General features: G+C 70.2%; 19 protein-coding genes. 6 read left to right on the forward strand and 13 right to left on the reverse strand.

What is annotated here, in order from left to right; all coding sequences use genetic code 11:
* Window positions 1–92 precede the first annotated feature (92 nt).
* Window positions 93–770 carry a GOLPH3/VPS74 family protein gene (locus tag OG707_RS35810; protein ID WP_329125909.1) on the forward strand — a complete coding sequence of 226 codons (678 nt, stop codon included), beginning with the start codon at window positions 93–95 and terminating at the stop codon, window positions 768–770.
* 1 nt (window position 771) lies between these two features.
* Here OG707_RS35810 and OG707_RS35815 read toward each other — a convergent pair whose 3' ends face one another.
* Window positions 772–1,194: an SsgA family sporulation/cell division regulator gene (locus OG707_RS35815; protein WP_329125910.1), complete on the reverse strand. Its 423-nt coding sequence runs from the start codon at window positions 1,192–1,194 to the stop codon at window positions 772–774.
* Window positions 1,195–1,395: 201 nt separating this feature from the next.
* Here OG707_RS35815 and OG707_RS35820 point away from each other — a divergent pair, with 201 nt between their 5' ends.
* Window positions 1,396–2,472 (forward strand): WD40/YVTN/BNR-like repeat-containing protein, encoded by a 1,077-nt coding sequence (locus OG707_RS35820; RefSeq protein WP_329125913.1) that lies wholly within the window; start codon window positions 1,396–1,398, stop codon window positions 2,470–2,472.
* A 146-nt stretch (window positions 2,473–2,618) separates the two neighbouring features.
* On the forward strand, window positions 2,619–3,632 hold the full coding sequence (locus tag OG707_RS35825; protein ID WP_329125914.1) for a LacI family DNA-binding transcriptional regulator: 1,014 nt from the start codon (window positions 2,619–2,621) through the stop codon (window positions 3,630–3,632).
* A gap of 8 nt (window positions 3,633–3,640) precedes the next feature.
* Here the strand turns inward: OG707_RS35825 and OG707_RS35830 are convergent, their stop codons facing one another.
* From OG707_RS35830 to OG707_RS35865, 8 genes are all read right to left on the reverse strand, one after another.
* Window positions 3,641–3,913 (reverse strand): hypothetical protein, encoded by a 273-nt coding sequence (locus tag OG707_RS35830; RefSeq protein WP_329125916.1) that lies wholly within the window; start codon window positions 3,911–3,913, stop codon window positions 3,641–3,643.
* Between the two features lie 72 nt (window positions 3,914–3,985).
* The gene (locus OG707_RS35835; protein WP_329125918.1) at window positions 3,986–4,693 is read right to left on the reverse strand and encodes a GH12 family glycosyl hydrolase domain-containing protein; all 708 of its coding nucleotides are present in this window, start codon (window positions 4,691–4,693) and stop codon (window positions 3,986–3,988) included.
* 29 nt (window positions 4,694–4,722) lie between these two features.
* Window positions 4,723–6,945 (reverse strand): glycosyl hydrolase family 95 catalytic domain-containing protein, encoded by a 2,223-nt coding sequence (locus OG707_RS35840; protein WP_329125920.1) that lies wholly within the window; start codon window positions 6,943–6,945, stop codon window positions 4,723–4,725.
* Entirely contained in the window at window positions 6,942–8,918 is a 1,977-nt protein-coding gene (locus OG707_RS35845) for a beta-galactosidase (RefSeq protein ID WP_329125922.1), read from the reverse strand. Before OG707_RS35845 ends, OG707_RS35840 begins: the two co-directional genes overlap by 4 nt.
* Window positions 8,919–8,926: 8 nt before the next feature.
* The gene (locus OG707_RS35850) at window positions 8,927–11,137 is read right to left on the reverse strand and encodes a 1,4-beta-glucanase (protein WP_329125924.1); all 2,211 of its coding nucleotides are present in this window, start codon (window positions 11,135–11,137) and stop codon (window positions 8,927–8,929) included.
* Between the two features lie 149 nt (window positions 11,138–11,286).
* Window positions 11,287–12,225, reverse strand: coding sequence for a carbohydrate ABC transporter permease (locus tag OG707_RS35855; protein ID WP_329125926.1), 939 nt, complete (start codon window positions 12,223–12,225; stop codon window positions 11,287–11,289).
* A complete protein-coding gene (locus OG707_RS35860) occupies window positions 12,222–13,259 on the reverse strand; it encodes an ABC transporter permease (protein WP_443071437.1) in 1,038 nt (345 codons plus the stop codon). Before OG707_RS35860 ends, OG707_RS35855 begins: the two co-directional genes overlap by 4 nt.
* A gap of 80 nt (window positions 13,260–13,339) precedes the next feature.
* Window positions 13,340–15,019, reverse strand: a complete 1,680-nt coding sequence (locus tag OG707_RS35865; protein ID WP_329125928.1) for a Tat pathway signal sequence domain protein — start codon at window positions 15,017–15,019, stop codon at window positions 13,340–13,342.
* A gap of 301 nt (window positions 15,020–15,320) precedes the next feature.
* On the opposite strand from OG707_RS35865, the gene OG707_RS35870 reads away from it, so the two are divergent.
* A complete protein-coding gene (locus OG707_RS35870; RefSeq protein ID WP_329125930.1) occupies window positions 15,321–18,137 on the forward strand; it encodes a glycoside hydrolase family 3 C-terminal domain-containing protein in 2,817 nt (938 codons plus the stop codon).
* 285 nt (window positions 18,138–18,422) lie between these two features.
* Here the strand turns inward: OG707_RS35870 and yicI are convergent, their stop codons facing one another.
* Window positions 18,423–20,639 carry an alpha-xylosidase gene (gene yicI / locus OG707_RS35875; RefSeq protein ID WP_329125931.1) on the reverse strand — a complete coding sequence of 739 codons (2,217 nt, stop codon included), beginning with the start codon at window positions 20,637–20,639 and terminating at the stop codon, window positions 18,423–18,425.
* Window positions 20,640–20,765: 126 nt separating this feature from the next.
* On the opposite strand from yicI, the gene mmpA reads away from it, so the two are divergent.
* Window positions 20,766–20,900, forward strand: coding sequence for a morphogenic membrane protein MmpA (gene mmpA / locus OG707_RS35880; protein WP_329125932.1), 135 nt, complete (start codon window positions 20,766–20,768; stop codon window positions 20,898–20,900).
* Here mmpA and OG707_RS35885 read toward each other — a convergent pair.
* Complete coding sequence (locus OG707_RS35885) at window positions 20,890–21,372, reverse strand: zinc ribbon domain-containing protein (RefSeq protein WP_329125933.1); 483 nt, start codon at window positions 21,370–21,372, stop codon at window positions 20,890–20,892. The genes mmpA and OG707_RS35885 overlap by 11 nt on opposite strands.
* 130 nt (window positions 21,373–21,502) lie before the next feature.
* On the opposite strand from OG707_RS35885, the gene OG707_RS35890 reads away from it, so the two are divergent.
* Window positions 21,503–21,916 carry a hypothetical protein gene (locus OG707_RS35890; RefSeq protein WP_329125934.1) on the forward strand — a complete coding sequence of 138 codons (414 nt, stop codon included), beginning with the start codon at window positions 21,503–21,505 and terminating at the stop codon, window positions 21,914–21,916.
* A gap of 18 nt (window positions 21,917–21,934) precedes the next feature.
* On the opposite strand, the gene OG707_RS35895 is transcribed toward OG707_RS35890, so the two are convergent.
* Both OG707_RS35895 and OG707_RS35900 read right to left on the reverse strand, forming a co-directional pair.
* Window positions 21,935–23,107 carry a saccharopine dehydrogenase family protein gene (locus OG707_RS35895; protein ID WP_329125935.1) on the reverse strand — a complete coding sequence of 391 codons (1,173 nt, stop codon included), beginning with the start codon at window positions 23,105–23,107 and terminating at the stop codon, window positions 21,935–21,937.
* 45 nt (window positions 23,108–23,152) lie between these two features.
* Window positions 23,153–23,884, reverse strand: coding sequence for a tyrosine-protein phosphatase (locus tag OG707_RS35900; RefSeq protein ID WP_329125936.1), 732 nt, complete (start codon window positions 23,882–23,884; stop codon window positions 23,153–23,155).
* Between the last annotated feature and the right edge of the window lie 91 nt (window positions 23,885–23,975).

Here is a 23,975-nt window from a genome sequence, read left to right on the forward strand (position 1 = left end):
GAGGCATGCAACCGAAAAAGGGGGCTTACCCGCGGCGGCGGCGAGGAACTAGTGGATCTGACAGCCGTGCAGCCGCACCGAGGAGCCCCGCCGTGCCCCAAGACTCGCTCTCCCTGGCCGCCCAGCTCTATCTGCTGGCCTGGGACACCGACAAGGACAAGCTCACCGGCACGCTGTACCTCGACTATCTGGTCCGGGCCGGCGCCCTCACCGAACTCGTCCAGCGCGGACTGCTCGTCGACGCCGACGGGGCCGCCAAACCCGTCGACGACGCCCAGGCAGGCGACGCGGCGCTCGACGGTCTGCTGGAACTGATCGGCGAATCGAGGCCCCGCACCTGGAAGACCTGGGTGGGCCACCACCGCAAGCTCACTCTGGACGCGGTCCGCGCCCAGCTGGTCGACTCCGGCCATCTGGCCACCAGGACCAGCCGGAAGCTGGGGATCTTCCCGTCCACCTCGTACGAGCTCCGGCGGCCGGACGATGTCCAGGAGCTCCGCAAGGACGCGCGGTACGTGCTGCTCGGCGAGGAACCGGCCGAGGACGTCTCCGACCGCGATGCCGCTCTGGTGGCCCTGGCCGCGGCGGGTGAACTGCGCACCTTCGCCTCCGGCAAGGAGCGCAGGCAGCACCGGGCACGGATCGAGGAGCTCACGGAGCGCAGCGGTGCGACGGCGCCCGAGCTGAAGAAGGTGATCAGAGAGGTACGCACCGCGATGACCGTCGCGATCACCGCGGCCAGTACGGGCGGCGGCACAGCGGGGTCGTGAACTAGTGGGCGTCGCGCAGGAGTCGGGCCACGTCCTGGTCGAGGTCGAGATGCAGATGCTCGCATCCGCGGGGGACCAGCGACTCGGCCCGGCCCAGGAAACGGCGCAGTTCGGGGGTGCTCAGGTGCACCATCGCGACGCCTTCACCGGCATGGAACTCCAGCACGGTGCGGTCGTCGCCGTACGGGCGGATCCGTACGTCGCCGAGACCGGCCGGTGCCCGGACGCCCGCTTCGAGCAGCTCGCGCGAGAAGGTCCAGCAGACCGCGGTGCCCGCGAGCGTGGCGGACGCGGGGAAGGCCATCTGCACGGCGAAGGGGTCCCGGCGCGCATAGCGCAGCGTGGCAGGGACCGTCTCCATCCTGGGGGCGGATGCGATCATCCGGGCCCGGACGGCTTGTTCGACGACGGTGTCCGCAGGCATCTGTCCTGATCCCTCCTGATGGCTCGGTGCGCGGGGGCGGCACAAGGGGAGACGTCGGAACGGGCCGATCCGTGCACCGGAGCATCCCGTGACCTCCATCACTCTTCGAGGCGCTCTGGACGGGCCCTTGCGGGTGGGCTAGCTTCCAGCGCCATGAGGGGCATGGGGAACACGGGACGCATGAGCCGGACGATTCGGACGATGACGCTGGGAGCGGGTGGTGCGGCGCTTGTCGCCGCCCTGGCAGCACCCGTGCAGGCGGCCGCGGAACCGGCGGGCAGCGGGCAGGCGGCTGGGCAGCTGCCCGGCTGGCAGCTCAAGGTCACCGGCACCGACGCACGCTTCCGCGGTCTGTCGGCGGTCAGCCGCGCCACCGCCTGGGTCGCCGGATCCAAGGGCACGGTGCTGCGCACCACCGACGGCGGTCGGAGCTGGAAGGACGTCTCGCCGCCGGGAGCGGCCGCCGAGGCGCTGGAGTTCAGGGACGTCGAGGCCTTCGACGCGCGGCGCGCGGTGGTCCTGGCGATCGGCGAGGGCGAGGCGTCGCGTGTGCTGCGTACCGAGGACGGCGGGGCGACCTGGACGGAGTCCTTCCGCAATACGGATGCCAAGGCGTTCTACGACTGCATCACCTTCTTCGATTCCCGCCACGGTCTGGCGATGAGCGACCCGGTGGACGGCAAGTACCGCATCCTGTCGACTTCGGACGGCGGCCGGAAGTGGAAGGTGCTGCCCAGCACGGGGATGCCGGCCGCGCTGCCGGGCGAGGCGGGATTCGCCGCGAGCGGTCAGTGCCTGGTGAGTTCGGGCCCGAGTGACGTCTGGCTGGCGACCGGCGGCGGTGCGACCGGCCGCGTCCTGCACTCCTCGGACCGCGGCCTCCACTGGACGGCCTCCGAGTCGACGATCCCGGCCGGCGACCCGGCGCGCGGTGTCTTCGGGCTCGCCTTCCGCGACCGTCACCATGGACTCGCGGTCGGCGGCGACTACCGGGCGGACCAGCCGTCCCCGCAGGCCGGCGCGGTGACCGGCGACGGGGGCCGGAGCTGGCGGCAGTCCGCGACCCCGCCGCCCGCCTACCGCTCGGGCGTCGCCTGGCTGCCGCACAGCCGCACGGTCGCGCTGGCCGTCGGCCCGACCGGCACCGACCTGACGGTGGACGGCGGCCGCACCTGGCGCACCGTCGACACAGGCTCGTACGACACCGTCGACTGCACGGCCGACTTCGGCTGCTGGGCATCGGGGGAGAAGGGGCGCGTGGCGCGGCTGGAGCCGTAGCCGACACACCAAGTCATCGAGTCGAAGCGCTTCGACATCGCTCTGGACACCGGATCGGCCTGCGTCTAGGGTCGAGTTTCCGATGCATGTCGCAGCGGCGGAACGCGCTGTCGAAGCGCTTCACACGGTCTGTCTTGGAGAGCTGAATGGTCACCCTAGCGGAGGTCGCCAAGCACGCCGGAGTCTCGGCCAGCACGGTGAGCTACGTCCTCAGCGGAAAGCGGACCATCTCCGCCTCCACCCGCGAACGCGTCGAACTCAGTATCAAGGAGCTCGGTTACCACCCCAACGCGGGCGCCCGCGCCCTGGCCAGCAGCCGCTCGAACATCATCGCGCTGATGGTGCCACTCCGCACAGACATGTACGTCCCCGTGATGATGGAGATCGCGATCGCCGTCGCCACCACGGCCCGTACGCACGGATATGACGTCCTCCTGCTGACCGGCGAGGAGGGCCCGGAGGCGGTGCGCAGGATCGCGGGCAGCGCGCTCGCCGACGCCATGATCCTGATGGACGTCCAGCTCGACGACGAACGGCTGCCGCTGCTGCGCGAGTCCGAGACCCCGGCCGTCCTCATCGGACTGCCCGCCGATCCGGCCGGATTCACCTGCGTGGACCTCGACTTCGCGGCCACCGGGGCCCTGTGCGTGGAGCATCTGGCCGGGCTCGGGCACCGCGAGATCGCCGTGATCGGCGAGGCGGCCGCCGTGTACGAGCGCCACACCGGGTTCGCCGAGCGGACGATGGAGGGCGTACGGAAGCGGGCGGGTGAGCTCGGCATACGGGTCCTGCACCGGCCCTGCGAGGGCGGGTTCGCCGCGATGGCCGCCACCCTGGCCCGGATCTTCGACGAGCGCCCCGGCACCACCGGTTTCGTCGTACAGAACGAGTCGGCCGTGGAGCCCCTGCTCAACCTGCTCCGCCAGCAGGGCCGCGCCGTCCCCGAGGACGTCTCGGTCGTCGCGGTCTGCCCCGAACAGGTCGCCGTCCAGGCCTCGGTACGGGTCACCTCCGTCGCGATCCCCGCGCAGGAGATGGGCCGCAGGGCGGTGGAGAAGGTCGTCGCCAAACTGGAGGGCCGGGGGGCGGAGGAGGCCGAACTCCTCAAGCCGGAACTCACGGTCCGCGCCAGCTCGGGCCCCGCACCCGCCACGGGCTGAGGCGGCGGTCAGCGCCGGAAGCGCAGCAGGCCGGACCAGCGGCCCCGCTTGCCTGGGCCGTCGGGCGAATCGACCGGCGCTTTGCGTTCGGCCTGTGCACGGATCTCGTGGTGGGACTCGTGGGCCGTGACCCGGAAGGCTTCCTCGTACGAGGCCAGGGCCGCGGCGATGCCCGCTCCGGCCGTGCCACGGCGTCGGACGTGGGTTGCCAGCCAGGCGAAACAGCCCACGACCGCGACGAGGCCGACGGTCACCAGTACGAACGGAATCAGCTGTCCCATGCGGCAGAGCCTAGGTCACACTGCGGAGGGGCCGGTCCCGGTGTACTGCGGGACCGGCCCCCTCGCGCTGGCTCAGCTGCTGGTGACGTTGAAGCTGTTGGTGTTGAAGTTCAGGCCGCCCGCCGACGAGGTGATCTCGTAGCCGAACTGGACGTCGCCGATCGTCGCGTTCCCGATGTAACCCTTCGTGTCCTTCATCCACTTGAGGACCGCGAGGATGTCGACCGTGCCCGACGAGGAGTCCGAGGTGCGCAGGAACGAGTAGACGTTGTTGGCGCCGTTCGATCCGACGTACACGGTCCAGGTGTGGGCGCCGAGCGTGACGTTGCCGACCGAGGTGCCGAGCGGGCCGACCGCGCCGTTGTAGTTGACCCAGAGCATGATCTCGTTGGCGTGCCCGCTGTCCCAGATGTCGTACGACGTGTTGTACGCGCCGGACGACGGGACCGTGACGTTGTAGCTGCTCTTCAGCGAGGAGAGCGAGGAGATCGACTTGTTGATCACCTTCTTCGCGTCCGGGTAGGACTTGATGCCGCCGGTCGCGGGGTGGTCGGCCCAGACGCCCCAGTTGCTGGCGGAGTTGGCCCAGACGGTCTGCGAACCGGCTCCCGATCCCCAGATGTTGTTGTAGACCGTGTAGCCGTCCGAGGTGGTGTAGTTGCCCCACTGGTCGGAGGAGGACCAGACGGCGGCCTGGGCGGGGGACGCGGCGAAGCCGATCACGGTGAGGAGTGCCGCCGTGGGGGCGAGCATGATTCTGGCGAGCTTCTGATGTGCCATGGGTGTCCCTTCCATGGTGGGGGGAAGTGCTACCGCGGCCTCAGGGTGAGGACGCGGTCCACGCCGGCTTCCAGCTGCAGTCGGGGGGTGCCGGCGGAGGATTCGGTGAGGGCCAGGCCCTCGCCCAGGCGCAGTTCGACGTCCGCGGTGCGCGTGGGATGCAGTACGGCGGTGGCGCGCCCCTCGGCCCAGCTCAGATCGAGCGAGGCGCCGAACCGGGTCCGGACGCCGTGCAGTTCGCCGCTTCCGTACGCGGCCGGGAGTGCGGGCAGCAGCACCAGGCGGCCGGGTGTGGACTGCACGAGCATCTCGGCGAGCGCGGCGGGCAGGGCGTGTGCGGCGTCCGCGTTGTAGACATTGCGGTCCGGGTAGTGGGAGCTCATCAGGGAGGCGTGGAAGAAGTCCCCGGCGAGGACCGCGCCCAGTGCACCGGCGGCCCGCTCGCCGTCGCGCAGGCGCGCCGCGATCAGGGCGTGGTGGAGGTGGCCGTGCGCCGAGTCGTTCTCCGAGCCGCGCAGCTCCAGGGCGCGGTGGGCGGCGGCGGCGAGTTCCGGGGTGTCGTACGGATTGATCGTGGTCAGCGGCCAGACCGGGTAGAGGTGGCTGAGATGGCGGTGGTCGTACGATTCCGCAAGACCCGGCCAGGACCATTCGGCGAGCGCCCCGTCCTCGTTGACCAGGTAGTCGGGGAGCCGGGCGGCCAGGGCGCGCCAGGTGTCGGCGGACGGGTGGCCGGGGGAGTGGGCGGCGGCGGTGGTCAGCGCGTGGTGGGCCGCCGCGATGTCCATGGTGGCGTTGAGCGTGCCCCAGCTCGCGTTGGCGGGGCGGTTCTCCGGGGAGTAGGAGGGGACGATCGCGATGCGTCCTTCGGGCCCGGTCCGGGTGAGGAAGTCCTCGTAGAACAAGGCGACTTCGGTGAGCGCGGTGATGAGTGCGGGGTCGGTGGTGCCCGTCGTCTCGGCCTGTTCGACCAGCGGTGCGAGGAGCCAGTCGGCGCCCGCGGTCCAGAGGTGGAGCGGGTAGGCGCGCTGGAAGTGCTTGGTGTGCCCGGACTCGCCGTCGGTGTGGGACGGGGCGACGATGCCGCGCGCACCGAAGAGCGCGCGGGCGTTGTCGCGCCAGTCGTCCAACTGGCCCTGGATCAGGGCGGAGTGGGCGTCGGTGACCTCGGGCAGGGCGCAGGCGGCGGCCGAAGCGGTCTGGAGGTTGAGGTTGGCGTTGGTGGTGAACGCCCCGGACCAGGCGGTGTCCCAGTCGCCCGTCCACAGCCCGGTCAGGCGCGGCGGCAGCATCCCGCTCGACGACAGGAGGTGGTAGCGGCCGGCCGCGAAGAGGCGCTCCAGGAGGGCGGGGCTCTTGGGGCGGAGGATCAACTCGGAGCCGGGCAGGGCGCGTTCGGCGTCGTCCGCCTGGAGGGTGAGGGTGGTGCGGGCGAAGGCGGCCCGGTGCAGTGTGGTGTGGCGGTCAAGGAGCCGCGCGAAGCTGTCACGTCCGGAGGGCGACAGCAGCGCGCGCAGCGACGCGGCCTCCGCAGCCGTGTCGAGATCGCCGGTGTGGCGTCGCACCCGGGTCAGCAGAAGCAGGCCGCGCGCGCCCTCGACACGGATGCCCTCGCCGGCGAAGACCGTGGACCCGCCGTCCGCCAGGGCCACGGTCACGCCCGTGTACGCGCGGTCGCTGCCCGGGTATCCGATGCGCAGCGTCAGGTGCGCGCCGTCCGGGGCGAGGGCGGCCGAGCGGCCGACGCCCAGCCGGGCGGGGGCGCCGGGCAGGCGGTGGTCCAGAGCGATGTCGGCGGTGAGGGCGGGCCCGGCGACGTACTGGACGATCACGTCGTCGGCGCGCGAGACGAAGACCTGGCTCTGGTGGCCCTCGCCGGACGCGCTCACCACCCCCGTCGTGAAGTCGACCTCACGGCGATACCCGGGCGCGAGCGGTACCTCGCGGCGGATCCGGGTCTGGAAGGCCGGGTGGAAGGGCTGCACCCAGTGGAAGGCCTGTCCCGCACCGAAGCGTTCGGCGGCCGACGTGTCACCGGCGAGCAACGCGTCCTGGAGGCGCTCCAGTTGGTCGGCCAGGCGCGGGGGCCGCACGGACTCGCTGCCGTTGGGACGCACCAGTGTGTGGTGGTTGACGATCACCCGGTCGTCGGCCGGGTCGCCGTAGACCATCGCGCCATGGATCCCGTTGCCGCTGAGGAAGGCGTCCTCCCAGCGCGCGGCGGGCTCCGGCTCCCAGGTCCCCCAGGTCACGGAGAGACCTCCCGCAGCACGGCCACGCCGAACCGGCCCAGGTCGACGGCGCCGTCCACGGTCGCGCCGGTGAGCAGGTCGTGGTGGCGGCCGGGGACCGGCACGGTGACCGTGTCCCGGCCGTGGTGCAGGAGGAAGAGCAGGTCTCCGCGGCGTACGGCCTCCACCGCGGTCGGCGCACCGGGCAGTACGGGAGCCGCCCCCGCCTCGTCGGCGATCAGTGCGAGGAGGGTGCGGAGCGCGTCGGGCTCGGGGAGCGTGGAGACGTACCAGGCACGGCCGTTGCGCAGGACCGCGGGCAGCCCGTCGAGCTCGCCGCCCTTGTACGAGGCGACGGTCTCGGCCTCCTCGGACGCGGTCAGCTCCTCCGACCAGAGCGTGGCCCGGAAGCCGTCGCAGTCGACCGTGGCGCCCGGGTCCAGCGGCCACCACTCCTGGAGCGTGGTGATGCCGAAGAGTGCGCGCAGCCGGGCGTCCATGCCGCCCGCCCTGATCCGGTCGTCCTCGTCGGCGGCGCCGGTGTGGAAGCCGCTGACCAGCATGCCTCCGCCGCGTACGTAGGCAAGGAGGTTGTCGATCGCCGCGTCGGTGAGGAGGTAGAGGTGGGGGATCACGACCAGCTTGTACGCACTCAAGTCATGGGTGGGGTGGGCGAAATCGGTGGTGCGGCCCCCCTCCCAGAGCGCCCGGTGCCAGGCGCGTACGACCTGCGGATGGTCGACCTCGGAGGAGATCCGGCCGTCCTGCTGGTCGGCCCACCAGGACTCCCAGTCGTGCAGGATCGCGACCTCGGCGGGCGTCGACGTGCCGGACGCCGACTCGGAGAGGGCCGTCAGTTCCGCGCCGAGCTGCTTGACCTCCTGGTACGTGCGCCCCTGCTCGCCCGCGTGGCTCAGCATCCCGGAGTGGAACTTCTCCGCGCCCTGACGGGACTGGCGCCACTGGAAGTAGCAGATCGCGTCGGCGCCCCGGGCCACCGACTGCAGCGACCAGAGGCGGTTGAGACCGCGCGGCTTGGGGTGGTTGACGCCCCGCCAGTTGACCGGCCCTGCCGCCTGCTCCATCAGCATCCACGGACCGCGCGCCTGCGAGCGGGTCATGTCGCCGATCATGGCGTTGTACTGGCCGCCCCACGGGTCGGCGGGGTCCGGATAGATGTCGACGGAGACGACGTCCTCGTGCTCCGCCCACTTCCAGGCGTCCTGGCCCGTCCAGAACGGCATGAAGTTGGTGGTCACAGGGACGTGCGGCGTGTGCCGGGCGACGATGTCGCGCTCGGCGACGTAACACTCCAGGAGCGCGTCGGAGGTGAAGCGCTTGAAGTCCAGGACCTGGCCCGGGTTCTTCATGTACTGGGCGCGGCGGGGCGGGATGATCTCGGCCCAGTCGTCGTAGCGCTGGCTCCAGAAGGCCGTGCCCCAGGCCTCGTTGAGGGTGTCGAGGTCCGTGTACTTGGCGGTGAGCCAGCGGCGGAAGTGGGCTGCCGTCTCGTCGCACCAGCAGTGCGTGCAGTACTCGTTGTTGATGTGCCACATGCGCAGGGCCGGGTGGTCGCCGTAGCGCGCGGCGAGGTCCTCGGTGAGTGCGGCGGCGTACCGGCGGTAGACGGGAGAGGACGGGCAGAACTGCTGGCGCGAGCCGTACCAGACGGTTTCGCCGTGCTCGTCGCGCGGGAGCGTCTCCGGGTGGAGGTGGCCCATCCACGGCGGCGGGGACGCGGTCGGGGTGGCCAGGACGACGCCGATGGAGTGGGCGTGCATGAGGTCCATCAGCCGGTCGAGCCAGCCGAACTCCCGGGCACCGGGGCGCGGTTCGAGCTTCGCCCAGGAGAAGACGCCGAGCGTCACGGAGTTGACGCCCGCCTCCTTCATGAGGCGTACGTCCTCGGCCCAGACCTCTTCGGGCCACTGTTCGGGGTTGTAGTCGCCGCCGAAGAGGATCTGGCGTCCGGTGGCGTCGGAGAGGTTGGTCATGGTGGCTCTCACTCGGGGTCGGCGTACTGGATGCCGCGGCCGTTGGTGGACAGATAGACGCGGCCGTGGATGCGGGGGTCGCCGGTGACGGCTGCTCCGGTCCAGCCCCACTGGTGGGCGTCGTCGTTGATACGGGTCCAGCGCGCGCCCTCGTCGTCGGAGCGGTACACGGCAGTGATGGTCTCGGTGGACCCGACGAGATAGAGGGCGGGGTACCGGGCGCCCGGGGCGGCCTTGCCGAACCCGAGGGCATACGAGGCCGAGGCACTGGAGACCTTCGTGAAGGTGACGCCGCCGTCCCGCGAGCGGTAGAGGCCGTTCGACTTCGCCGAGAGCCAGAGGTCGCCGGAGCGTCCTGGAGCCGCGGCGATACGGAACTGGCTGTCACCGGAGGGGAGTCCGGTGGCCCGGGCGGTGAAGGAGGCGCCACTGTCAGTGCTGGCGGATACGGTTCCTGTGTCGGTGTCGTAGACATAGAAACGGGTGGGATCGGCGGGGTCGGCGACAGGGACCCCGCCCTTGGGGAAGGAGGAGACCTCGGTCCAGGTGGCGCCGCCGTCGGTGGAGCGGTGGGCGGGGTATTTGGTGCCGTCCCAGTGGACGAACGACCAGAGCAGGGTGGCCCCGTCGGCACCGACCGCGATCGGCCCCGGCGCGGCGGACGCGATCTCGGGCTGCGCGGCAAAGGGGGTCCAGGTGCGGCCGCCGTCGGTGGACGACGCGCCGTTCTTTCCGGACGACCACCCGGTGCGGACCGTGTACGAGGGCTTCAGGGCTGCCTGGGCGAGGCCGGTGGCGGAGCCGAACACGGGGTTGGTGGCCATGCCGAGCGAGGGGGAGGAGGTGAGCGAGTCGTGGTACATCACGCCGATGTCGCCGAGACCGCTGAGGAGATGGGCCTTGCCGGTGGGCGGGGAGAGAAGGAAGGTGACCGCGCTCTCCTCCAGTCCGCGGATCTGCGGCGCCCAGTGGACGAGGTCGCAGGTCGAGAACAGGGTCGCCCCCGTTCCGTACACGATGTGGCGCGAGTCGTACGGATCGATGCCGACGGTCTGGATCCACCAGCCGAACTTCGCCTTCTCACCCCAGTTGAGATACGGCGTCTCCGTGACGTCGAGAACCGCGGAGTCCTTGAGGGAGACCCAGGTGCGGCCCCGGTCGGTGGAGCGGAAGAGCGTGTCGACGTCCGCCCAGCGGTTGTTGGTCGAGACGACCACGGTGCCGGGGCGGCGGGCGTCCACGGCCACACCGCCGTAGCCGAAGGTGTCCGCGGATCCGTCCGCCGTCGTGCCGCCCGGAGGCACCGGGGTCACCTCGGTCCAGGCGCCGGTGACGGTGTTCAGGCGGTGGACGGAGCCGGTGGTCTGGTTGTTGGGGCCGGGAGTGTTCGCGTAGGTGACATACAGGTCCCGGGCCCCGATGTCGTAGGCGCTGCGTACGGGAATCTTCGCCGCGTCGCCCGACGGCTGCCCCGCCACCGTCTGCCAGCGGCCACCGGTGTACTGGTACAGGCCGGCGTCACCGCCGTCGCCCCACCCGGCGTACAGCACGCGCTCGGCGGCGGCGAGGAAGGTGATGCCCTGGCCGGACGCGGACGGGGTGGCGGGGAAGTCGGCGGCGGCCCAAGTGGAGCCCCGGTCAGTGGACTTCAGGAGTCCGTCGTGCCGGGTGCCGAGCCACAGGGTGTCGCTGTCCCGCGGGTCCACCAGCAGCCGCTCCCCGGTGCCGCGCCCGTCCTCGTTGGCGCCGAGCCTGACGTTCAGATCGGTGCGGGCCCAGGTTGCGCCCCGGTCCTCCGAGCGGAGCACGGCCCCTGTGCCCGCCGAGGGCTGGGAGTAGGTGCCCAGCGCGAGGAAGAGCCGGTCGGGGTGGGCCGCGTCGACGGCCATCGCCTCGACGCCGGTCAGGTTCCAGTCGTCCCAGCCGATGTGGTCGAGAAGCGGCACCCACCGGGAGGTGGTTCTCTCCCAGCGGTACGCACCCCCGATGTCGGTCCTGGCATAGGCGAGCCCCTTGACGCGGGGGTGGAAGAGGACTCCGGTGACGAAGCCGGTCCCGCCGATGGAGGCGGTGCGCCAGCGGTGCGCCTGGACCGACGTGTCCGCAACGGCCCCTGCGGCAGCGGCGGTTGACGCCGGAGGCAGCACGACAGCGGCCGCCGCGACTCCGGCGCCGGCGAGCACCGTGCGGCGGCTGGGGCTGCGGAGAGGTCCGTACATGGCGATCACCTTCCGGTGGGGGACATGGGGGGCGGGACTGCGGGCCACCGTGCCCGGCGGAGGCTGTGAACGCGACCGGGCACGGTGGAGCGGGAAGCCGTATGCGGGGAGGCATACGAAGGTGGCGGAGCGGGGCGGGGCGGAGCGGGTCAGCCCTTCACGGCGCCGGTGAGCATGCCCTTCTTGAAGTGCTTCTGGACGAAGGGGGAGAGGACTGCGACGGGCAGCAGCGCCAGCACCATGACGGCCATCTGGACGGACACCCGCGACAGAGATCCTGCCTTGACCACCTGGCCGAGTCCGAGCGGGATCTCCTGCTTCTGCACGAGCTGGATCAGCACGTTCTGCAGCGGCATCATGTTCTGGTCGCTGAGGTAGATCGAGGCGTTGAACCAGGCGCTCCAGTACCCGACCGCGTAGAAGAGCGTGATGACCGCGATCACCGCACGGGACAGTGGCATCACGATCTGCCAGAGGATGCGGACATCCCCCGCCCCGTCGATGCGCGCACTGTCGATGAGTTCCGATGAGATGCCCATGAAGAATCCGCGCAGGACCAGGACGTTGAAGATGTTGATCGCGCTCGGCAGGATCAGCGCGAGATAGCTGTCCGTGAGGCCCAGCGTCTGCACCAGCAGATAGGTGGGGATCATCCCGGCGCCGAAGAACATCGTCGCCATGAGCACCATCAGGATGAGCCGGTGGCCGAGTGAGCCTGGACGCGAAAGGCCGTAGGCGCACAGGATCGACACGGTCATCGAGAACAGGGTGCCGACCAGCGTAACCAGGACGCTGATGACCGCGGCCCGCGTGACCTGGCCACCGCTGAGCAGCTCCTTGTACGCGATGAGCGTGAAGTCTCTCGGGACGATCACCAGACCGCCCGCATCGGAGATCGCCTCCTTCGAGGAGACGCTGGTGACGACCACGATCCACAGCGGGAACAGCACGGCGAGGCAGGCGAGCCCGAGCGCGGCGCCCTTCACCGTGAGCCCCGCCCTGCCAGGCGTCTCTTCCCACGGGGGCCGGGGCGGCGCCGACCAGCGCGAGGGCCGTGAGGTGCCGGGCTTGTCCATGACGGCGGTCACTTCTTGTACACCCCCTGCTCGCCCATGAGATGGGCGATCTTGTTCGCGGTGAGGACGAGCACGATGCCGACGACCCCCTTGATGAGGCCGGCGGCGGCGGCGTAACTGAAGTCCTGGTTACGGATACCGGTCCACCACACGAAGGTGTCCAGGACCTCGGCGGCACCGGGCCCCACCGCGTCCCGCTGGAGCAGCAGTTGCTCGAATCCGACGGTGAGCGCGTCGCCGACCCGCAGCACGAGCAGCAGGGCGATCACCGGGCGCAGCGCGGGCAGCGTGATGTGCCACATACGGCGCCAGCGGTTCGCGCCGTCCATCGCCGCGGCCTCGTACAGATCGGTGTTGACCGCCGCGAGCGCTGCGAGGAAGACGATGATTCCCCAGCCCGCGTCCTTCCAGATGCCTTCCGCTGTCACCAGGAATTTGAAGATCCCCGGGTCGGTCATCAGGTCGAAGCCCTCATGACCGTGCTCGCGCAGTGTCTGCGCGATGACGCCGGCACCGCCGAAGATCTGCTGGAAGACGGCGACGACCAGGATCCATGAGAAGAAGTGCGGCAGATACAGAACCGCCTGTGCGAAAGCCCGCACCCGGGGCCTGATCACGCTGTTGATGAGGAGCGCGAGTGCGATGGGCAGCGGAAAGAAGAGGACGAGCTGCAGGAAGAACAACACGAAGGTGTTCTGGACCGCGTCCCAGAACTTCGGGTCCTCGAAGACCCGTTGGAACTGCTCGAACCCCACCCACGGGCTGTGGGCCATCGCCGTGATGCCGTTGGTGGAGACGTACGGGTCGTAGTCCTGGAACGCGGTGATGTTGCCCAGGATCGGTATGTAGTTGAAGACCAGTACGAGGAGCAGCGCGGGCACGGTCATCAGGATCAGCGTGCGGTCGCGTCTGAAGCGCCTCCGCAGTGGGATCTTCGCGGAAGGCACCGTCTTGGCGCGCGTCCTCGACGGGGCGGGCGACTCGTCGGTCACGTCATTGCGGGGCGGCGACAAACTGGGGGTGTCCGCCGCCGTGTGGTGCGCCACGGTCTACTCCTCGGTGCGTGGCCCCGGGCCGGACGGCTTGGGCGCGCGTCCGGCCCCGGGAGTCATCAGGCGTCGGTTGGTCAGCCGGCGGACGAGCCGTTGTCGTCGAGCAGCTTCTTGTACCAGTCGCGGAGCTGGTCGCCGCCCTTGGACTTCCACTCCGAGACGGCCTGCTGCATGTCGCTGACCTTCTTGCGGCCGCGGACGATGTCCTTCTCCAGCTGCTCGAAGTCGTTCATCAGGTTCGTCCAGCGGCTCGGCTCGATGATCGTCAGGCCGTAGAAGGAGGACTTGGTGGTGAAGGTGCCCATGCGCTGCTGCCACTCGATCATGTCTTTGGTGACGTCGGGCAGATCGGGGTGGGCGACGTAGGCGGAGGGCGCGCCGACGTAGCCCCAGGCCCCGTTGACCTCGATGTTGCCCTGGTCGGTCTTGACCGGACGTCCGTCGGTCATCTTGTAGTCGGTGCCCTCGACGCCGTAGTCGGCGAGCATCCGCTCCTTGGTGCCGTACGGCGCGGAGCAGAAGTTGGCGATCGCCAGGATGTCCTTGACGACCTGTTCGGAGGCGCTCTTGTTGACGAAGGCCCAGATGCCCGCCGGGTTGGTCGCCCACAGCTTCGGATTGCCGCCGGCATGTCCGGGGATGTCCATCGCCCCCATCGAGAACGACGGGTGCTTCGCGATCTGTTCGGCGGTCTTTCCGTACCAGCCCGACAGGTCGCCGTTGTAGATCAGGACTTCGCCGTCGGTGAACCGGACGCTGGCATCGCCCTGGTTCTGCGCCTTGGCGTCCGGGTGGACGACGCCGGCCGAGAACAGCTTGCGGGTCCACTCCAGGGCTTCGAGGTACTCGGCGGTCTCGATACGGTTGGTCATCTTGCCGTCGATCAGGTGCCAGCCCAGCGCCTTGTCACCGCCGTTGAGGACGCCGAACATGTTCCACGCTGTCCACGTCATGTCGTCGCAGGCCCACACTTTGGCCTTGGCGCTGGTGATCTCCTTGGCGAGCGAGAAGAACTCGTCCGCGCTCTTGGGGACCTGCCACCCCTTCGCCTCGAAGGTGTCCTTGCGGTAGAACGGCGCGATGTTCGTGACGTACGAGGCGGGCATCGGGATGCCCCGCAGCTTGCCGCCGAAGATGGAGCGTTGCCAGGCGTCGGTGGGGATGGCCGCAAGGTTCGGGTAGTCCTTGACCTTGTCGCCGGAGAGGTACGGGCCGAGGTCGGCGAACTTGGCGTTGATGGCGGTGGGGATCTTGCCGCCGAGGTTCCAGCCCGGGACGACGACCAGGTCCGGGACGTCGCTGGAGGCGAGCACCGCGCCCAGCTTCTGGTCGTAGGTGTTGCCGTCCTGGTTCTTCCAGGTCGTCTGGACGCCGATGGCGTCGTTCATCGCCGCGTAGTAGGGGTTGTTCTGGGCCGGCGGCGTGCCCCAGAACGGCGACATGACCGTGATCTTGCTGCCCTTGCCCAGCTTGGTCTCGACCGAGGCCTTGAGCTGGGCGGTGGCTATCGCCTGGGTGAAGCCGGCCGATGAGCCGTTCTTGGACGGGATGTCGGGGGTCACGACGTTCCGCGCCACATAGGCCGGGAGGATCTTCTGTGCGTTCTTCCCGGTGGTGGTGCCGTCCTTGCTGCCCGTGTTGCTGCTGCCGCAGGCCGCCAGCAGCGGCATTCCGCCGGCCACGGCGAACGCGGCGACCGCGGTGGAGGAGAGGAAGGTTCTCCGGCTGGGGGCAGAGGGGGTGTTCGGCGTCATTGCGTAACCCTTCATGGCACACCAGGACACATGGCGGGACACCCGCCGGTCGGCTCCTGTGTCAGAGGTGGAGCGCTGTATGTCGAAGCGCTTCGATGTTGCTGCGACATTAAGTGAACGGGTCTGACCGCACAAGAGTTGATTTCAAGAAACCTCGCCCATGTTTCTGATCCATTTCGCTATGGGACGTACATAGCACTTGAGTTGTGACCCCTTCATGTCTTGACACTTGACTCTGCGGCGGCTCAGCATCGAAGCGCTTCGAACGATCAACCTCCGACCTCTGCAAGGGGATCAGCACGTGACCGACCTCCAACAGCCCTTCCGTGACCCGCAGTTGTCGCAGGACAAGCGCATCGACGACCTCCTCGCGCGGCTCACGGCCGAGGAACGGATCGCGATGCTGCACCAGTTCGCACCCGCCGTGGAACGGCTCGGCGTGGCCGCGTTCCGCACCGGGCAGGAGGCGCTGCACGGCGTCGCCTGGATGGGCAGGGCGACGGTCTTCCCTCAGGCCGTGGGGCTCGGCGCCACCTGGAACGAGCAGCTCGTGCGGCGGGTGGGCGAGGCGGTGGGCACCGAGGTCCGTGCCCTGCGCGCGCAGGACGACCGGGTCGGCCTCAACGTATGGGCGCCGACTGTGAATCTGCTGAGAAACCCGCTGTGGGGGAGGGGCGAGGAGGGCTACTCCGAGGACCCCGCTCTGACCTCCGCCATCGCGGTGGCGTACACGCGCGGACTGCGCGGCGACCACCCGCGGTTCTGGCGCACGGCCCCCGTGCTCAAGCACTGGCTCGCGCACAACAACGAGACACGCCGCGACACCACCTCGTCCTCCGTGCGCCCGCGCGTGCTGCACGAGTACGACCTGAGGGCGTTCCGCGACGCGGTCCGCGCGGGGGCGGTGGCTGGTGTCATGCCCGCGTACAACCTGGTCAACGGGCGCCCCAACCACGTCTCCCCGCTCCTCGGCGAGCACCTGCGCACCTGGACCGACCAGCCGCTGCTGGTCTGCTCGGACGCGGGCGCGCCCTCCAACCTGGTCGATTCCGAGAACTACTTCGACACCCACGAGGAGGCCACCGCGGCCTCCCTCAAGGCCGGCGTCGACAGCTTCACCGACCACGGCACGGACTCCACCATCATGATCGGCCGGATCCGCGGCGCCCTGGAGCAGGGACTGATCACCCAGGACGACATCGACACGGCGGTGCGCAGGCAGCTGGCGGTGCGCTTCGGGCTCGGTGAGTTCGACCCCGGACTCGACCCGTACGCCGCGACGGCGGACTTCGACACCCCCGAACACCGGGCACTCGCCCAGGAAGCGGCGGAACAGGCGATCGTCCTCCTCAAGAACGACGGCCTGCTGCCGCTCGCCGCAGGGCAGCGGATCGCGGTGGTCGGACTGCTCGCCGACGAGTGCAAACTCGACTGGTACAGCGGCACCCTCATCCACCGCTCCACCCCGCTCGACGGCCTGCGGGCCCGCTTCGGCGCGGACGCGGTCGTCCACGCCGAGGGCGCCGACCGCGTACGGCTGAGGACGGCGGCCGGCTGGCTCCGGGTGCCGGAGTACGACGGCGAGGCCGAGACGCGCGGAGCCGAGGGCGCACTCGACCCGGCCCTGCTCGCGGGCCGCACCGACCTTCCGCCGCTGACCTGCGGCGACACCGCGTCCGAACTGGCCCTGATCGACTGGGGCGACGGAGTTCTGACCTTGCGCGCGGCCGACGGAAGGTACCTGTCGGTCGCCGAGGACGGCTACGTACGGGCGTCCGCGGACGAGCCCGGAGGCTGGGTCGTCCAGGAGACGTTCACGCTGGAAGAGCACGACGGCGGGCACCTCCTCAGGCACACAGGGACGGGTCTCTGCGTCTCGGTTGCCGCCGGCGGCGCAAAGGTTGCCGAGTCGGGAGAAGTTTTTTCCGTCGAGGTGATCGAGCGCGGCGAGGACGCGGTGGCGCGGGCCGCGGCGGACGCGGACGTGGTGATCGTCGTCGCGGGCAACGACCCGCACATCAACGGCCGGGAGACCGAGGACCGTACGACGCTTTCTCTCCCGCCCCAGCAGGACAGACTGTGGCGTGCGGCCCGCGAGGCGAACCCGCGCACTGCGCTGGTGCTCACCTCGGCGTACCCCTACGCGGTCCCCGAGGCGCACGAAGAACTCCCCGCGCTGCTGTGGACCGCGCACGGCGGCCAGGCGGCGGGCACGGCACTGGCCCGCGTACTGGCGGGCGACGTCTCCCCAGCCGGCCGCCTCCCCCAGACCTGGTACGCCTCCGACGCGGACCTGCCCGGCCTGCTGGACTACGACATCATCGGCTCGCGCCAGACGTACCTGTACTTCGACGGCACCCCGCTCTACGCCTTCGGCCACGGCCTGACCTACTCGACGTTCCGCTACGAGGGCCTGACCGCGGAACGCGACGGTGACCTGATGCGTGTGGCGTTCACGGTCACCAACACGGGGTCGGTGGCGTCCGACGAGGTGGCGCAGCTGTACGCACGCGCCGTGGACGCGTCGGTCCCGCGCGCGTCCCGCGAACTGGTTGCGCACCGGAGGCTGCACCTGGCTCCGGGGGCGGCCGAGCGCGTCGCGTTCGACGTCCCGGTGTCCGCGCTGGGCCACTGGGACGTGGCGCACGGCCGCTGGACGGTCGAGTCGGGAACGTACGAACTCCTGGCCGGCGCGTCCAGTACGGACATCCGCCAGACGGAGTCGCTGACGGTGGAGGGCGACACACGCGGCCCGCGCCCCGTACGCGCGCAGGGTCTCGAGGCATCGGACTTCGACGAGCAGCGGGCTGCGGAACTGGTGGACCGGACGAAGGTCTCGGGAGACGCGGTGACGCCGGCGGAGGGGGCGGAGGCCGAACTGGTCTTCCGCGCCTGCGACTTCGGGGCGGGCGTCACCGGAGTGGTGGTGACGGCGTCCGGGGAGGGCTCGGTCGCCGTCGAGGTGGCGGGTACGACGGTACGGGTGGACGTCCCACCGACGGGGAGCCCGTACGCCTACACGACGCTGGACGCGGAACTCCAGGTGTCCGGAGTGCACGACGTCCACCTGAAGCTGCGCGGGTCGGTGAGGCTCGCGCACCTCGGCTTCTCCGGCTGAGGGTCCGGGGGAGCCGAACAGCGGCCCGGCACGGAATTATCGTGCCGGGCCGCTGCTCTGCCGTACGCGGCCTTCGGTCGGTGTCGCGTCCGAACGGACCGCAAGCGGCCATTGAGTAACCCCCACCCACGCCAACCACCTCCGCGAGAGCGGCGCCGGTTTAGGCGCAAAACCAGCGGTCCGGGGGCGGAGCCCCCGAATTGGGGGCCACGCACACCCGAGCCAGGGGGCCTGGGGCGCAGCCCCAGTTTCGGGAAGGGGCGGGATTGGGGATACCCTCCGCCGTCACCCCAGCCGCACCGCAACCCCCTCCACCCCGTCCCCGGAGACCCGCACCGCACCCCCCACCCGCTCCACCCGGAACGTCGCAGCCACCGCCCCCGTCCGATCCGGAACGTTCACCACAACCGGGTCCTCCCCCAACTCGAACACCCGCAACGTCAGCCCCTCCAGCCACTCCCCGTCCGGCCGTTGATCATCCGCCCCCCACGGCAGCACCACCCCCGCCCGCACAAACAACGGCAGGCTGTCGAAGCCGTACGTCTCCCGCCGCCACACCGGCCCCGCGACCGTCTCCCCGCTCAGCAGATGCGTCCACACCCCCTCGGGCAGGTAGTACTCGACCTCCCCGTCCTCCGCGAACACCGGCGCGACCAGCAGATCGGGCCCGAGCATGTACTGCCGGTCCAGCGTCCGCGCCGTCGGATCCCCGGGGAACTCCAGCAGCATCGGCCGCATCATCGGCACCCCCGTCCGGTGCGCCTCCGCCGCCACCCCGTACAGATACGGCATCAGCCGGTGCTTCAGCAGCGTGAACTGCCGCGTCACCTCCACCGCTTCCTCGCCGAACTCCCACGGCACGCGGTACGAGACGTTCCCGTGCAGCCTGCTGTGCGACGACAGCAGCCCGAACGCCAGCCACCGCTTGAAGACCGCCGGATCGGGCGTCCCCTCGAACCCCCCGATGTCATGGCTCCAGAACCCGAACCCCGACAGCGACAGCGACAGACCACCCCGCAACGACTCCGCCATCGCATTGAACGAGGCGAAACAGTCACCGCCCCAGTGCACCGGGAACTGCTGCCCGCCCGCGGTCGCCGACCGCGCGAAGACGACAGCCTCCCCGTGCCCGCGCTCCTTCTCCAACAGATCAAAAACCGTCTTGTTGTAGAGGTGCGCGTAGTAGTTGTGCATCCGCTCCGGATCGGACCCGTCGTGCCAGACCACATCGGTCGGAATGCGCTCCCCGAAGTCCGTCTTGAAGCAGTCGACCCCCTGGCCGAGCAGGACCCGCAGCTTCCCCGCGTACCACTCCCGCGCCGCCGGATTCGTGAAGTCGACCAGCGCCATGCCGGGCTGCCACAGGTCCCACTGCCAGATGTCGCCATTGGGTCTCCGTACCAGAAAGCCCAGTTCAGCGGCCTCCGCGAAGAGTGCGGACTTCTGCGCGATGTACGGGTTGATCCACATGCTGATCCGCAGCCCGCGCTCCTTCAGCCGCGCCAGCATGCCCTCCGGATCGGGGAAGACCTCCGGGTCCCAGGCGAAGTCCGACCACTGGTACTCGCGCATCCAGAAACAGTCGAAGTGGAAGACGGACAGCGGTATGTCCCGCTCCGCCATGCCGTCCACGAACGACGTGACGGTCGCCTCGTCGTACTCCGTGCAGAAGGACGTCGTCAGCCACAGCCCGAACGACCAGGCGGGCGGCAGCGCGGGCCGCCCCGTCAGCGCCGTGTAGCGCCGCAGCACGTCCTTGGGCGTCGGACCGGCCACCACGAAGTACTCCAGCGACTGGTCCTCGACGCTGAACTGCACCTGCCCCACCGACTCCGAGCCGATCTCGAAGGAGACCTTCCCCGGGTGGTTGACGAAGACGCCGTACCCCCGCGACGACATGTAGAAGGGGACGTTCTTGTACGCCTGCTCGCTGCTGGTGCCGCCGTCCGACTGCCAGATGTCGACCGTCTGGCCGTTCTTGACGTACGGGGTGAAGCGCTCCCCGAGCCCATAGACGGACTCGCCGACACCGAGCGCGAGTTGGGCGACCATGTGATGGCTGCCGTCAGGGGCCGTGGCGAAGGCCGTGCCCCTGGGCTCGACGGCGGTCAGCTGACGCCCGTCCTCGTCGAGGAAGCGCAGCCCCCAGGGCCCCTCGCCGTCCATCCGCAGTGTGAGCGGACCGCTGACCAGCTCGGTGACCGCGCCTTCGCGCCGGGTCCGGGCGGCCGGCGTCGTGTCGGCGCCCGGAAGTTCGAAGTCCGGCCCGGGGCGGGACTTTCCGGCGTGATGCGTGGCCCGTACGCCGATGACGCCCTCCGCGGGGGAGTGGCATTCGACGGTGATCAGGGGGGAGTTGAGGGTGTCGCCGCGGGAGGCGACCTTGGTGACGGAGGCGTATGCGGTGAAGCGGCCCGGTCCGACCTGGAGGTCGCGTACTTCGGTCGCGTACGAGGCGCGGACGCCCTCGCGCATGAGCCAGAAGCCGTTCGTGAACTTCATAGAGGTTCCTTGCGTGGTGGATGCGCGAATCAAATTACGCGATGTCGAAGCGCTTCGATAGAGGGTTCCGAGATCTGAGTACGAGTACGGATACCGACCCCGCCTCAAGATCGACAGAGTGGGTGCATGACAACACCGCGCAGCTCTTCCACCACCGCCGAACGCACCGTCCTGGCCATACTCGGCGTCGCCGCACTGGTTGCCGCCGTCTGGATCGGACTGATGGCCCTGACCATCGGGTCCTGGGCCCTCAGCGGCTGAGCGCCTGCCCGCAGTTGCCGCAGAAGCGCGCGTCGCGCTCGGGGGCGAGCCGTCCGCACTCCGGGCAGACCCGGTCGAGCAGACAGGCCGCCTCGCCGCCCGTATCGGTCACCGCGCCCGCGATGGCCATGCCCGGCCGGCGGCGATGCGCCGTCAGATAGACGAGACCTTGCGCACCGGCCTCCAGTGACCGGCGCGAGGTCCGGGGCAGCCAGACGACGGTGTGCCGTACGAGCTCCTGCCGGCCCTCGGGGGTGACGAGTTGCCCCTCCCCGTCCAGCACCACCAGAAGCACGTCGAGTACGTCGTCGCTGTGCTCGCCGACCACGGCGCCGGGACCGAGCCGTACGACATTGGCGTCGAGCCCGCGGCCGGGCTCGGCCAGCCGCCACAGCGCGCCCTGCCGCTGCTCGCCGAGCGCGAGGAGCCCGTCCAGGGTGGTCAGGGTGCGGGCGGCAGCGGGCGTTGTCATGCGATCGATCCTAATTGGCACCCCCGTTCACCCTTTCGGGTAACGCGCGGAACCTTTGTCCCGGCGTGCGCCGGGGGCGGGTCTCTAATGAGTGCGCGGCGCCGGACGGGGCCGACGAGGGGCGGGGGCCATGGGGTTTGTCGTTCTGGGAGCCTGGCTGCTGACGGCGTCGCTGGGTCTCTACTTGTTCATGATCTGGCTGCGTCACGGCGGTCTGCGGCAGCGGTCGGCGGGAGTCACGCGTCTGCCGGTCTGGCTGATCATGGGCCATGTGGGGCTGGCGGTGGCGGGTCTCGCCGCCTGGGCTCTCTACCTGTTCGGTCATATGAAGGCCTCTGCGTGGGCGGCCTGCGGGGTGGTGCTGGTCGTCGCCTCGTTCGGCGCGATGATGCTCTTCCGCTGGCTGCCCAGCCCGGGGCGGCATGCGCAGGGGAGCCAGAAGACCCCCGAACGGCACTTCCCCGTCAGGGGAGTTGTCGCCCACGGGGTCTGTGCGGCGGCCACGGTCCTGCTCGTGATCGCGGTGGCCAGCCGCTCGGCCTGACCCCGCCGGTATCCGCTCCTAGCGCGCGTCCGCCACCCGGAACCGCAGCCCGGCCGCCTGCAGCCGTCCCAGCAGCGCGTCGCCCATCGCCACGGCCGTCGTGACCTGCCCGGACGTGCTCGGGAGTTCGTCGAAGGCCAGGCTCAGGGCGGCCTCGGCGAACATCTTCGCCGTCTCGTCGTAACCGGGGTCCCCGCCCGACACCTCGGTGAAGACGCGGCGCCCGCCGCCCTCGCCCACGAAGCGCGTCACGAACCAGCTCCGGCTGCGCCGCTCCTGGCTCGGACCGCTGCCGGGCGCGACCCGGCTCATCAACCAGTCGCGTACGGGCGGGAGTTGGGCCAGCGCCAGCATCGCGCCCGCCCCGACCGGGGCGCCGAGCGCGGTCGGCAGCCGCTTGACGCCCGCGAAGTGCCGGTAGCGGAAGTCGGGCCCGTACCGGGGGAGCGCGGCCGCCGAACGGGCCACCACCTGCGGGTCGATGAGCGGCAGGGGCAGCGCCCACAGCCCCGTCTCCCGGCTGAAGTGCGGCGCCCCGACGGGGCCGCGGGCCCGCCGCCCCACCAGCCGCGCCTCGTGTCGGCGCCGGTCCTGCGCCGCCCTGAGCACCTGGGGGCCGCGGCTCATCGCGGTCAGTGCGGAGGCGAAGGTGCCGCCGGAGAAGGTCGCGTGCGTCGTCACGAAACCGTCGATGCGCAGCGGCACCCCCTCCGGGAGCTGCTGGACGGTGAAGTACACGCCGATGTCGTTGGGTACGGAGTCGAAGCCCGCCGCGTGCACCAGGCGCGCCCCGGTCTCACGGGCCCGCGCGTCGTGCCGTACGAACATCGCGTCGACGAACTCCGGCTCGCCCGTGAGGTCCACATAGTCGGTGCCCGCCTCCGCGCAGGCGGCGACAAGACCCTCGCCGTACCAGATGTACGGACCGACCGTCGTGGCCACCACCCGCGCCGACTCGGCGAGCGCCTGCAGCGAGAGGGGGTCCGAGGAGTCGGCTTCGACGAGCGGCAGCGTCGCGCAAGCGGGGTCGATCGCGACGAGACGCTCGCGCAGCGCCTTCAGCTTCTCCAGGTCGCGTCCCGCGAGCGCCCAGCGGCACTCGGCGGGCACGTGGGCGGCGAGATACTCCGCGGTCAGCGTGCCCACGAAGCCCGTCGCCCCGAAGAGCACGATGTCGTACTGCCTCTCCACTGTGCCCTCCGCCGTTCCGTACCGCGTCGTTGTCGGTGGCTGAGGCTAGCGTGTGAGGAGCCGTGCCGACAGTGCGGAGATCAGCTCGTCGTCCACACCGAGCTGCTCCCGCGCGTAGCCGGTGAGGGATCCGTGGCGTGCGTTGATGCCGTCGAGGAAGAGCTGCATGATCTCGGCCGGGGCACGGCCGTATCCGGGCCAGACCGGCCGCCGTCCGTCGTGGTCGGCGATCCAGTCGGCGAGCAGCCGCTCCGAGGCCAGTTCGGTGAGGGCGAAGTCCTCGACGACGGTTTTCTCGTCGACCCCCACAAGGTCCAGGACCAGGGCGGCGATCAGCCCGGTGCGGTCCTTTCCTGACGCGCAGTGGAAGACCACCGGGCCCTCGGACGGGGCGGCGATCACATCGAGGACCTGCCGGATCTCCTTCACCCCGTCGTGTGCCACCTCGTCGAAGCGGTCGGCGAGATAGCGGCCGACGGGCACATCGGCGCCGAGTGCCGCCTGGTCGTAGGGGCGGTGCTCGATGGAGAGGTTGTGGTACGTGAGCCCGGCGTGCCCGGGGACCCGGCCCTTGGCCTCGATCTCCCACGGGTAGCGCAGATCGATCACGGTGCGGACGCCGAGTGCCAGATAGCGGTCCCAGTCGTCGTCGGCCAGCTTGCCGAGCGAGTCGGAGCGGTAGAGGAGGCCCGGCCGGACCGTCTGCCCGTCCGTGGTGCGGTAGCCGCCCAGGTCACGGAAGTTGTGCAGCCGGTCGAAGGCTATGTGTCTGCTCATCTGCGGCACTCTAGGGGAGAGTGGAGAAACTGAGCGCTTGCTTGGCTCAGGGGCTTGTGCAGAGTGGAACACGTTCTTAGCATCACTGATG

Source organism: Streptomyces sp. NBC_01465, from assembly GCF_036227325.1.
GTDB lineage: Bacteria > Actinomycetota > Actinomycetes > Streptomycetales > Streptomycetaceae > Streptomyces.